Source organism: Nocardia beijingensis NBRC 16342 (assembly GCF_001612785.1).
Lineage (GTDB): Bacteria > Actinomycetota > Actinomycetes > Mycobacteriales > Mycobacteriaceae > Nocardia > Nocardia beijingensis.
The window spans coordinates 1-11299 of record NZ_BDBC01000012.1 but is presented as its reverse complement, the minus strand read 5'-3'; the positions used below and the strand labels follow the sequence as shown (position 1 = coordinate 11299).

Genomic DNA, 11299 nt, shown 5'->3' with positions numbered 1-11299 from the left:
TCGGCTGATGCGGCGGCTCGCCCGATCGTGCTGCCCGGCCGGGTCAGAACGCGGCTTCGTCGAGATCCATGACGCTGATGTCGACGTCGGAGATGACCGACCATTCCGCGCTGAGATGCGGCAGCACCGTCTTGGCGAAGAACGACGCGACGGCGATCTTGCCCTGATAGAAGGCGCGGTCCTGGTGGTCCGGCTCGGCATCCAATGCCGCCGCGGCGATCTCGGCGGCGACGATCAGTCGCCAGGCGACGAGGAGATCGCCGACGGCTAGCAGGAACCGGACGGAATTCAGTCCGATCTTGTACAACTCGGTGGGCTGCTGCTGGGCGGCGAGCAGATGCTGGGTGAACCGGCCCGCCATGTCCTGGACATCCTCCAGCGCGGTGGCCAGCAGCACTTTCTCGGTCTTGAGCCTGCCGTTGCCCACGCCGGATTGCGCGGTGTCGCGGATCTTGCCTGCGAGGTGGGCCAGTGCGACGCCGCGGTCGCGGGCGATCTTGCGGAAGAAGAAGTCCTGCGCCTGGATGGCGGTGGTGCCCTCGTAGAGCGAGTCGATCTTCGCGTCGCGGATGTACTGCTCGATCGGGTAGTCCTGCAGGAAGCCGGAACCGCCGAGGGTTTGCAGCGACTCGGTCAGGTACTGGTAGGCCCGCTCGGAGCCGACGCCCTTGACGATCGGCAGCAGCAGGTCGTTGACCCGCGCGGCCAGTTCGGCATCCGCCCCCGAGATGTGCTGCGCCACAACGTCGTTCTGGTGACCGGCGGTGTAGAGGTAGACCGCGCGCAGGCCCTCGGCGTACGCCTTCTGCATCATCAGCGACCGGCGCACGTCGGGATGCCGGGTGATGGCCACCTTGGGTGCGGACTTGTCCGCGAGCTGGGTCAGGTCGCTGCCCTGCACGCGGTTCTTCGCGTATTCGAGGGCGTTGAGGTAGCCGGTCGACAGGGTCGCGATGGCCTTCGTGCCCACCATCATCCTGGCTTCCTCGATGACGTGGAACATCTGCGCGATGCCGTTGTGCACCTCGCCGACCAGCCAGCCCTTGGCCGGGATGCCGTGGCCGCCGAAGGTGAGCTCACAGGTCGCGGAGGCTTTCAGGCCCATCTTGTGCTCGACGTTGGTGACGAAGACGCCGTTGCGCTCGCCCAGTTCACCGGTCTCGTGGTCGAAGTGGAACTTCGGCACGAAGAACAGCGACAGGCCCTTGGTGCCCGGTCCTGCGCCCTCGGGGCGGGCCAGCACCATGTGCGCGATGTTTCCGAACAGGTCGTCGGAGTCGGCGGAGGTGATGAACCGCTTGACGCCCTCGATGTGCCAGGAGCCGTCCTCCTGTTCGATCGCCTTCGTCCGGCCCGCGCCGACGTCGGAGCCCGCGTCGGGCTCGGTCAGCACCATGGTGGCGCCCCAGTTGTGTTCGGTGATGAATCGAGCCCAGCGCCGCTGCTGCTCGGTGCCGATGCCATCGATGATGTGGGCCATCATCGGGCCGGTCAGGTACATGTAGGCCGCCGGCTGCGCCCCGAGCACGAATTCGCTGATGGCCCAGCTGACCATCGAGGGGGCGGGCACCCCGCCGACCGCCTCGGACTTGCCGACGCGCCACCATTCCGCGTCGAGCCAGGCGCGCACCGCCTTCTTGAACGACTCGGACAAGCTGACCGAGTGGGTGGCCGGATCGAAAACCGGTGGGTTCCGGTCGGTTTCGGCATACGGTTCGGCGACCGGCCCTTCGGCCAGCCGCGCGGCCTCCGTCAGCATCGATCGCACGGTGTCGCCGTCCAGGTCCCCGAACGCTCCGGTCCGGAGGATGTCGTCGAGTCCGTACACCTCGAACAAGTTGAACTCGAGGTCACGCACGTTGCTCTTGTAATGGCTCACGAGCCAGGGCCTTTCGAGAAACGGCCGGTGTACCGGCGAGGGATTCGGCGGGCGCACGGATCGGTGCTCACCCACGGCACACTGTGCGGCACGGCTGACCGGGAAGGCAATCTCATGTTAATGACCACTAAGTAGATGGTCGAACGTCCGAAAGCGATCAACGCGCTGCTAGCGCGTAATTGGCTCGAATAAGTTAATCGTGACTAAGTGCTGTAAATCACTATGGGAAGGTCCGGCCAGGTGTTCCCGCCGTCTCGATCCGCTCGCCGATGGCCACGAGAACGTCCACGAGATCGGCGCGCCGCCGGAAGCGAGGATTGCGCACGGCATCGATGACGACGGTGCTGACGGCGCGGCTGAGCACCCGCGCGACGGGGGCGGACAAGTCCGGCCGCACCGCCTGCAACATGCGGGCCCATTGCGCGATGCCGTCGAGGCGCACTCGCCGGTAGCGCTGTACCCCGTCCCCGGGAAGGTGGCGGGTCTCGCTGACCGTGATCGCCAGCAGGTCGGGTTCGTCGACGCCCAACTGCGCGAAGCTGCGCATGAGCGTGCGCAGGGATTCCTCGGCGCTGCGACCCTCGGCGATCGCTCGGGCGAGCAGCAGTCGAAGCCATTCGTCCTGACGCCGGACGATCTGATCCAGCAACTCCGCCTTGCTCGCGAAATGGTGATACAGGGCGGGACCGCTGACGCCGACGGCCGCGCCGATGTCCTCGATGCCCACCGCGGCATAGCCGCGGGTGCTGAACAGTCGCGCCGCCTCGGCGAGCATTCGCTCCGACCGCAGGGCCCGGTCCAGCGCGGTGTTGCCGGTCTCCAGGCGCGGTGGCCGGTGCCGCGCGTGTCCGTCCGGGTGCTCGGGCATGCGGGTCGTGATGACCGCGGCGACGGCGGCTTCGAGCACCTGCGCGGCCGCCGGCGCGGGTAACTCCGCGCGGTGATAGGACGGGCTGACCGCGATCGACAGCACACACCAGCTCAGCAGTTCCACATCGGCCGCGCTCAGTTCGGGCCTGCGCAGGCGAATCGTGTGCCGCAGGTAGCGGGTGATGCGCGTGGCGCGCACGAGCACCGCGGTCTTGTCCGCCGCCGTCAGATTGCGGAACTCCAGTTGCCACAGCCGCGGCAAGCCACGCAGCTCGAGCGAGACCCGGACCAACTCGGCGAGTACCGCGCCACCGGAGGCGTCGGCGCGATGCGCGGCGTCCAGCCGGTCCAGCGTGCCGTCGAGCCCGACCAGCAGGCATTGGCCCAAGAGTTGCTGCTTGTTGCGGAAGTGCCGGTACAACGCCGTGGCCGAGATGTTCACCGCTGCCGCTATGTCGGCCATCGTGGTGCCGTAATAGCCTCCGTGCGTGAAGGCGTCGACCGCGGCGTGCAGGATCATCTCGCGCCGCTGCGGCGGTCTGCGCCGTGGCTGTCCGCTGTTCGCCTGTGTGCCCATCGCGGTCAGTGTCGCGCATCGGACGCTGCGCGGCGGAATCGGGCCGCCGCCACCGGGCGACCCGCCGACAGGGCGAATCCCTCGCGGGCGGGCGTCCGCATGACGATTCCGTCACAGTCCACGCCGAAGTCCTACTGTCGAGTAGGCTTCCCGCAGCTATCACCAGCCCGGGGATCGTTCATCGATCAGGTAAGCAGAGGGAGCCCGCCCGTGAGCGCCGACATCGCGCACGCCACAGCACTGTCCACCATGGCGGCCCGCCTGCGCATCGCGTCCACCGTGATCCTGCGGCGCGCCAGGAGGAATCCCGACGAGCGGCGGCTGTCCGCGACGCAGTGGGCGGTGCTGGGACGACTGCATCGATACGGTCCCATGGCCGCGGTCGACCTGGCGCGGCTGGAGATGTTGCGGCCGCAGACGATGCGCAACGTGGTCGACGGCCTGCGCGATCAGGGCCTGATCGTCGGTGTGCGCGACCCGGACGACGGACGCCGGGTGAACCTGACCCTCACCGACGAAGGCAGGGCGTGGGTGTGCGGGCACCAGGCGTCCGCGAACGACGCGTTGGCCCAAGCGTTGTCGGAGAGTTTGCGGACGGGCGAGTTGCACAAGGTCGGCGAGGCGCTGGAACTGCTCGAGCGCATCGCCTACGGGTAAACGGAGGCGCTGAGCGCACTCACGCGCCGCATCACCGGTGGCCTGCTCGCGACGACTCGGCCGTCGGCGAGCCCTGGTCGGCAGGCGGCGTGAGCGCCCTGGTCCAGAGATCGATGATCGCCCGGCGGCACTCGTCGGCGGTGCGACCCTCCGGCGGATCGAGGACCGCGCCGTGGACCTGCGCCTCCACCGCCTGCACGAGCAGCAAGGCCGTCAATCCCGGATCGTCGCCGCCGGCGGCTCGCGATGCGCTCCGTGCCCGCACCGGCGGGGTGGGTAAGGTCTGAAGCGTCGTGGAACGGACGCCACGATGCCGCCGCCGAACAGCTTCGCGCGGACGCGCCGCCCTGTCGAACGAAGAGAGCTGATTGATGCCGACCTCTACAGCGCGCGCACAGATCGGGGTCACCGGTCTGGCGGTCATGGGTAGCAACATCGCACGGAACTTCGCCAGGAACGGCTATACCGTCGCGCTGCACAACCGCAGCATCGCCAAGACCGACGCACTGCTCGAGGCCCACGGCGACGACGGCGACTTCGTGCGGACCGAGACGATCGAGGAGTTCGTCGCCGCGCTGGAGAAGCCGCGCCGGGTGCTCATCATGGTGAAGGCGGGCGCGGCGACCGACGCGGTCATCGAGGAACTGGCCGACGCCATGGAGCCGGGCGACATCATCATCGATGGTGGCAACGCCCTGTACACCGACACCATTCGCCGCGAAGCCGCGATGCGCGAGCGCGGGCTGAACTTCGTCGGAGCGGGCATCTCCGGTGGCGAGGAGGGCGCGCTCAACGGCCCCGCGATCATGCCGGGCGGTCCTGCGGAGTCCTACGAGTCGCTCGGGCCGCTGCTGGAATCCATCGCGGCGAAGGTCGACGGAACGCCCTGCTGCACCCACATCGGCCCGGACGGCTCAGGGCATTTCGTCAAGATGGTGCACAACGGCATCGAGTACGCCGACATGCAGCTGATCGGTGAGGCCTACCACCTGTTCCGCGACGCGCTCGGCTTCGACGCCAAGCAGATCGCCGACGTGTTCACCCAGTGGAACTCCGGCGACCTGGAGAGCTACCTGGTCGAGATCACCGCCGAGGTGCTCAATCAGGTGGACGCCAAGACGGGCAAGCCGCTGGTGGACGTGATCGTCGACGCGGCGGAGCAGAAGGGCACCGGGCGCTGGACGGTGAAGTCCGCGCTCGATCTCGGCGTGCCGGTGACCGGAATCGCCGAAGCGGTGTTCGCGCGGGCGCTGTCGGGTTCTCGCGAGCAGCGCAAGGCCGCGCGGGGCCTGGCCTCCGGACGGCTGGCCGACAGGCCCACCGATGTGGAGCAGTTCACCGAGGACATCCGGCAGGCGCTCTACGCATCGAAGGTGGTCGCCTACGCGCAGGGCTTCGATCAGATCGCCGCGGGCAGCGCCGAATACGACTGGAACCTGCGCCCCGGCGATCTCGCGACGATCTGGCGCGGCGGCTGCATCATCCGCGCCCGCTTCCTCAACCGGATCAAGGAAGCCTACGACGAGAACCCGGCGCTGCCGAGCTTGATCCTCGCGCCGTACTTCCGCGAGGCGATCGAGACGGCCATCGACAGCTGGCGCCGCGTCGTGGCCACCGCGACCCTGCTCGGCATTCCGGTGCCCGCGTTCGCGTCGTCGCTGTCCTACTACGACGCCCTGCGCGCCGAGCGTCTCCCGGCCGCGCTCACCCAGGGGCAGCGCGACTTCTTCGGTGCGCACACCTACGAGCGGGTGGACGCCGAAGGCAAGTTCCACACCCTGTGGAGCGGGGACCGCAGCGAGGTGCGCGCCGACTAGCGGGAACCGGCTCGCTCCCACGCCTTCTCGCGCAGCAGGCGCAGCCCGTTCAGCCCGACCAGGACGGTCGATCCTTCGTGCCCGGCGACGCCGAGCGGAAGCGGCAGGGTTCCCGCGAGGTCCCAGACGACCAGCACGCCGATGAACGTGGCGGCGATGGACAGGTTGGCGATCACCACCCGGCGCGCCCGCCGGGACAACGCGATCACCGCCGGGATCGCGGTGAGGTCGTCGCGCACCACGACGGCGTCCGCGGTCTGCAAGGTCAGGTCGGATCCGGCCCCGCCCATGGCGATGCCGACCTCGGCCGCGGCGAGCGCGGGGGCGTCGTTGATGCCGTCGCCGACCACGGTCACCTTCCGCCCGCCTGCCTGCAATTCGCGCACCGCGGTCACCTTGTCGTCGGGCAGCAGAGCGGCCCTGACGTCGGTGATCCCGACCCGCGCGGCGAGCCGATCGGCGGTGGCGCTGTTGTCGCCGGTCAGCAGCACCGGCCCGCTCCCGGTCACCGCGGTGGTTGCGCGCACGGCCGCCACCGCTTCGGGCCGGGCCTGGTCGGTCAGCGCCAGCACGCCGATCGGCTGGCGGTCGCAGGTCACGACCACGACGGTGTAGCCGCTCGCGTGCAGGGCGTCGACGGCCTTCCGGCTCTCGCGCTCGGGTTCCGACGCGGTGGGGGAGCCGACGCCGACGAGACGGTCACCGACGCGGGCGGTCACGCCGCGGCCGGGGTGGGCGGTGAAGTCCGTGACCTCGGGCAGGCGCAATTCCCGGGCGCGGGCCGCGCGCACGACCGCCGCCGCCAGCGGGTGCTCGCTCGGGTGCTCGGCCGCCGCGGCGAGCCGGAGCACCTCGGCGTCGGTGAAACGCGGGTCCAGGCAGCGGATCTCGGCGAGTTCGGGGACGCCGCGGGTCAGCGTGCCGGTCTTGTCGAAGGCGACCTGCGTCGTGGCGCCGAGCTTTTCCATGACCACCGCGGATTTGACCAGCACGCCGTGCCTGCCCGCGTTGGCGATGGCCGCCAGCAGGGGCGGCATGGTGGCCAGCACCACCGCGCAGGGCGAGGCGACGATCATGAACGTCATCGCTCGCAACAGCGCTCGGCGCACGGTGTCGCCGAGCAGCAGGGGGATGGTGAACACCGCGAGGGTGGCCGCGACCATACCGATGGAGTAGCGCTGTTCCACCTTCTCGATGAAGAGCTGCGTGCGCGCTTTGGTTCTGGCTGCCTGCTCTACCAGGGCCGCGATCCGCGCGACCACGGAGTCCTGCGCACGGCGCTCGACGCGCAGTCGCAGGGCGCCCGTGCCGTTGAGAGTGCCCGCGAACACTTCGTCGCCCTCGGTCTTGTTCACCGGCAACGGTTCTCCGGTGATGGTGGCCTGGTCGACCTCGCTGCCGCCGGAGACGACCGTCGCGTCCGCCGCGATCCGCTCGCCGGGCCGCACCACCAGGACGTCGCCCACGGACAGGTCGGTGGCGTGCACCGTCTCTTCCGCGCCTTCGCGCGTGACCCGGGTCGCGGTGTCCGGTGTGAGGTCGAGCAGTCCGCGCACCGAGTCCTCGGTGCGGGCGGTGGCCAGCGCTTCCAGGGCGCCGGAGGTCGCGAAGATGACGATCAGCAACGCGCCGTCGGTGATCTGGCCGATGGCCGCCGCTCCGATCGCCGCGGCGACCATGAGCAGGTCGACATCGAGCGTCCGGTCGCGTAACGCCCGCACTCCGGCCCACCCGGGTTCCCAGCCGCCCGCGGCGTAACAGGCCAGGTACAAGCCCCAGAACAGCCACGGGGGGCCATCGGTGAGCTGCACCGCGAGCCCGGCGCAGAAGAACGTCACAGCCATTGCGGCCCACCGCATTTCGGGCAGGTCGAGCAATCGGGTCCGGCGCGGGTGCGCGCGAGCGGATGGCGGAGTGGGGCGAGTCGGCGCGAGCGTCGGCGCGGCCATGGGGACCTCCAGAACGGCAACGAACGGGACGGCCCGACCATAGCAGAATATATGAACACGTCTTCATTTGTTCCTAGCGTATGCTGTTCAGTCATGGGACACGGTGTCGAAGGCAGGGACCGTCCCGCCGTGCGCCTGGATCCCGAATCGGCCACCCATGTGGCGACCACGTTGCAGGCGCTGGCCACCCCGAGCCGATTGATGATCCTCACCGAACTGCGTCAGGGGCCGCTGCCGGTGAGCGCGCTGGCGGGCGCCATCGGTATGGAACAGTCCGCCGTATCCCACCAGCTCCGGCTGCTGCGCAATCTCGGCCTGGTCACGGGCACTCGTACCGGGCGCAGCATCGTCTACAGCCTCTACGACAACCACGTCGCCCAATTGCTGGACGAGGCGATCTACCACAGCGAGCATCTGCGCCTCGGGTTGTCCGACCGGCCCGAAACCGCGGGCTGACCGGCCGCCGGGCAGCAGCGTTCGCGCCTTTCATCCGATTCGGGTGATGTCCGCCCGCTACGGCGGTGGCACCGTCCAGGAAATGACGGCCGCGGCGATGGTTGACAGCCGATACGACCTCGCACACGGGTATCCGGTCGAGGCTTCCGCGTCCCGGGCTCGGGACGACAGCCTGTTCCAGCGCGCCGTGGTCGCCTATCGGTTCTGGTATCCGACCGTGTCGATGGAGGGCATCCGGACCGGCAACCGGGAGAGCGGACTGAGCGACAACCGCGCGATCGGGATCCTCTCGGCCGGTCCGCGGCACCTCGGGTTCACCCTCAACTCCGACACTCCGTACGGTGCGGCGGTACTGGACCTGTCGGCAGGGCCGATGGTGGTCGATCTTCCGCCGGGGCCGTACATCGGGCTGGTCGACGACCGCCATCAACGGTGGATCACCGACCTCGGCATCCCCGGCCCCGACCAGGGGCGCGGCGGCAGCTACGTCATCGTTCCTCCCGGCTACGCGGGCACGCTGCCGACCGGCTGCCATGTCGGGAGAGCCGCGACCTTCAAAGTGTTGCTCGCGGTGCGCGCGCTGCCGCGCGGCGGCGACGTGGCCGAGGCGATGAATGCGCTGCGAGCGGTCAGGGTGTACCCGCCGGGGGAGGCGGGCGCGGTGCTGGACATCGTCGACATCACCGACTTCGACTTGGACTTCACCTGTCTGCGCTGGGAAGACGATCTCTCCTACTGGCAGGTGTTGCACGGAGTGCTCGAGTCGGAACCGATGGTGCCGGAGTTCTCGTCGATGTACGGGCTACTCGGGGCCATCGGCCTCGAACGGGGCGCCCGGTTCGCGCCCGGCCCCCGGTCCGCGGCGCTGTTGACCGCCGCGGCGCGCACCGGGCGCGACCAGATGCTGGTGTCGGCGTTCGCCGGTGCGCGCCCGGACCGTCTGGCGTGGCCGGACCGCCGGTGGGAATGGGTGGGATCGGCCGATGGCGACGGCGACTTCCGGACTGCCTCCGGTCCTGACCTCGAAGCGCGCGACCGATGGTTCGCCCAAGCGATCACCGCCGCGCCGGGCATGTTCCGGCGGCAAGTGGGCGGTGGATCGCTGTACTGGCTCGGCGTGCGGGACGAGCGGGGGGACTATCTGGACGGTGGTGCCACTTACACCCTCGAGATACCGCAACCGGTGCCGGCCGGAATGTTCTGGTCCGTGACGGTCTACGACGCCGAGACCCGCTCGCAGATCCGGTCCGATCAAGGCAAGGCCGCCCTCCGGTCGCTGTTCGAACTGCGCGACCTCCCTCCAGACGCCCCCGTGCGCCTGCACTTCGGTCCCACCCCTCCCCGCGGCGCCGAGCACCGCTGGCTGCAAACGGTCCCCGGCCGTGGATGGTTCGCCTATCTGCGCATCTACGGACCCGGGGAAGCGGCGTTCGACGGTACATGGAAGCCGGGCGATTTCACGCGCGCGAGCTGATCGGCGTTCGACCGGCTACTTGACCTGGAGCGCACTCCAGCACTTAGTGTGCGCTCTCGTACACGGTTGTCCAGCAAGAAGGGAACCACTTCATGGAGCTCGGTTTTCACATTCCGATCTTCGATATCGACGGTGGCACCACCGCCATCGCCGGTGAGCTGGCGCGGGTGGGCGCCGCCGCGGAGGAATCCGGCGCCACCTGGCTGTCGTTCATGGACCACTACTTCCAGATCGAGCCGACCGGGCTGCCCGCGGAGGCGAACATGCTCGAGGGTTACACCACCCTCGGCTACCTGGCCGCGCACACCTCGCGCATCGACCTCGGGTTGCTCGTCACCGGCGTGACCTACCGGCACCCCGGCCTGCTCGCCAAGATCGTCACCACCCTCGACGTCCTGTCGGGCGGCCGGGCGGTCCTCGGGATCGGCGCCGCGTGGTTCGAGCGCGAACACCGCGGGCTCGGCGTGCCGTATCCGCCGACCGCCGAACGGTTCGAACGACTGGAGGAGACGCTGCGCATCTGCCGTCAGATGTGGGACCCGCAGGACAACGGGCCGTTCGACGGGAAGTACTACCAGCTGGCCGAGACGCTGTGCTCACCGCAGCCCATCAACCGGCCCAAGGTGCTCATCGGCGGTGGGGGAGAGCGCAAGACGTTGCGGCTGGTCGCGCAGTACGGCGACGCCTGCAACCTGTTCGGCTCCTCGCCCGAGGATGTCGGGCACAAACTCGACGTGCTGCGCCGGCATTGCGACGACGTCGGCCGCGACTACGGCGAGATCCGCAAGACGATCCTCGCCAACAACCCGCGGCCGAGCCCGGAGAACCGCGACGAATTCGTCCGGCAGATGGCCGGCTACGCCGAACTCGGCATCGAGGCCGCCATCGTCACGCCGACCACCGGCTCACCGGCGGCATGGATCGATGGCATGGCGCCCGCCGTCGCGCAACTGGCGGAACTCGGCTGACGTGCCTGCGGCACGGGCCCGGATCGCCTAGCGGGAGTCCGGGCCCAGCCGGTGCGCCGGGCGGGGGCGAGCGGTTCCTACAGTTTGTAGCCGATCTGCCGTAACAACTGCCTGCGCGCCGCCTGGTCTTCGGCATCCTCCACGCCGAGTGGCGCCGCACCGTCGATCACCCCGACGATTCCTCTGCCGAGTTCCGTTTCCGCGATCAGGACTTCGACGGGATTGGCTGTGGCGCAGTAGATTCCGCAGACCTCCGGGACCTGCCGCACCGCGTTGAGCACATTGACGGGGTAGCCCTCGCGAAGGAAGACGACGAAACAGTGTCCGGCGCCGATGTCCACCGCGTTCTTGGTGGCCAGCTCGGTGAGTGCGTCGTCGTTGCCGGAATGGCGGACCAGGCGCGGTCCGGAGGCTTCGCAGAACGCGAGTCCGAAGCGCAGGTGCGGGCCGACCCCGACCAGCGCTTCGTGCAGGTCTTCCACGGTCTTGATGAAGTGGGACTGCCCGATGATGACGTTGAGATCATCCGGTTTGTCGATGCGCACGGCTGTCAACTCCACAGCGACATACTGCGCCCCGTCGACGTCGATTCATAGCATTTAGACATTTGTTCCGCGCGCGTCGCGGTCGGATCCTGATCGCCCCTCTGCCA

Annotated in this window: 10 protein-coding genes; 5 read left to right on the top strand and 5 right to left on the bottom strand. The window is 69.0% G+C overall.

The genetic code is table 11. The features are described 5' to 3' along the window. Positions 1–43: 43 nt before the first annotated feature. Both NB3_RS07975 and NB3_RS07970 read right to left on the bottom strand, forming a co-directional pair. The gene (locus NB3_RS07975) at positions 44–1879 is read right to left on the bottom strand and encodes an acyl-CoA dehydrogenase (protein WP_067798871.1); all 1836 of its coding nucleotides are present in this window, start codon (positions 1877–1879) and stop codon (positions 44–46) included. Positions 1880–2099: 220 nt separating this feature from the next. Further along, positions 2100–3326: a TetR/AcrR family transcriptional regulator gene (locus tag NB3_RS07970; RefSeq protein ID WP_067798867.1), complete on the bottom strand. Its 1227-nt coding sequence runs from the start codon at positions 3324–3326 to the stop codon at positions 2100–2102. 210 nt (positions 3327–3536) lie between these two features. Between NB3_RS07970 and NB3_RS07965 the strand changes: the two genes are divergently transcribed. Beyond that, positions 3537–3983 carry a MarR family winged helix-turn-helix transcriptional regulator gene (locus NB3_RS07965; protein WP_067798864.1) on the top strand — a complete coding sequence of 149 codons (447 nt, stop codon included), beginning with the start codon at positions 3537–3539 and terminating at the stop codon, positions 3981–3983. Between the two features lie 31 nt (positions 3984–4014). On the opposite strand, the gene NB3_RS35885 is transcribed toward NB3_RS07965, so the two are convergent. Further along, a complete protein-coding gene (locus NB3_RS35885) occupies positions 4015–4200 on the bottom strand; it encodes a hypothetical protein (RefSeq protein ID WP_218020554.1) in 186 nt (61 codons plus the stop codon). 154 nt (positions 4201–4354) lie between these two features. Here NB3_RS35885 and gnd point away from each other — a divergent pair, with 154 nt between their 5' ends. Beyond that, positions 4355–5800, top strand: a complete 1446-nt coding sequence (gene gnd, locus NB3_RS07955; protein WP_067798859.1) for an NADP-dependent phosphogluconate dehydrogenase — start codon at positions 4355–4357, stop codon at positions 5798–5800. Here the strand turns inward: gnd and NB3_RS07950 are convergent. Next, complete coding sequence (locus NB3_RS07950) at positions 5797–7749, bottom strand: heavy metal translocating P-type ATPase (RefSeq protein ID WP_067798856.1); 1953 nt, start codon at positions 7747–7749, stop codon at positions 5797–5799. The two genes, gnd and NB3_RS07950, sit on opposite strands and share 4 nt — an antisense overlap. Positions 7750–7842: 93 nt before the next feature. On the opposite strand from NB3_RS07950, the gene NB3_RS07945 reads away from it, so the two are divergent. The 3 genes from NB3_RS07945 (at position 7843) to NB3_RS07935 (ending at position 10647) form a co-directional block, all read left to right on the top strand. Beyond that, complete coding sequence (locus NB3_RS07945; RefSeq protein ID WP_067798853.1) at positions 7843–8205, top strand: ArsR/SmtB family transcription factor; 363 nt, start codon at positions 7843–7845, stop codon at positions 8203–8205. A gap of 46 nt (positions 8206–8251) precedes the next feature. Then, on the top strand, positions 8252–9679 hold the full coding sequence (locus NB3_RS07940) for a DUF1214 domain-containing protein (protein WP_084485973.1): 1428 nt from the start codon (positions 8252–8254) through the stop codon (positions 9677–9679). Between the two features lie 92 nt (positions 9680–9771). Next, positions 9772–10647: an LLM class F420-dependent oxidoreductase gene (locus tag NB3_RS07935; protein ID WP_067798850.1), complete on the top strand. Its 876-nt coding sequence runs from the start codon at positions 9772–9774 to the stop codon at positions 10645–10647. Positions 10648–10724: 77 nt separating this feature from the next. Here NB3_RS07935 and NB3_RS07930 read toward each other — a convergent pair whose 3' ends face one another. After that, the gene (locus NB3_RS07930) at positions 10725–11207 is read right to left on the bottom strand and encodes an adenosine-specific kinase (RefSeq protein WP_067798847.1); all 483 of its coding nucleotides are present in this window, start codon (positions 11205–11207) and stop codon (positions 10725–10727) included. Positions 11208–11299 lie beyond the last annotated feature (92 nt).

Bases quoted from the DNA above. Each gene is read 5' to 3' on its own strand.
- NB3_RS07945 (WP_067798853.1), top strand. From the start codon at position 7,843: ATGGGACACGGTGTCGAAGGCAGGGACCGTCCCGCCGTGCGCCTGGAT.
- gnd (WP_067798859.1), top strand. From the start codon at position 4,355: ATGCCGACCTCTACAGCGCGCGCACAGATCGGGGTCACCGGTCTGGCG.
- NB3_RS07950 (WP_067798856.1), bottom strand. From the start codon at position 7,749: ATGGCCGCGCCGACGCTCGCGCCGACTCGCCCCACTCCGCCATCCGCT.
- NB3_RS07935 (WP_067798850.1), top strand. From the start codon at position 9,772: ATGGAGCTCGGTTTTCACATTCCGATCTTCGATATCGACGGTGGCACC.
- NB3_RS07940 (WP_084485973.1), top strand. From the start codon at position 8,252: ATGTCCGCCCGCTACGGCGGTGGCACCGTCCAGGAAATGACGGCCGCG.
- NB3_RS07970 (WP_067798867.1), bottom strand. From the start codon at position 3,326: ATGGGCACACAGGCGAACAGCGGACAGCCACGGCGCAGACCGCCGCAG.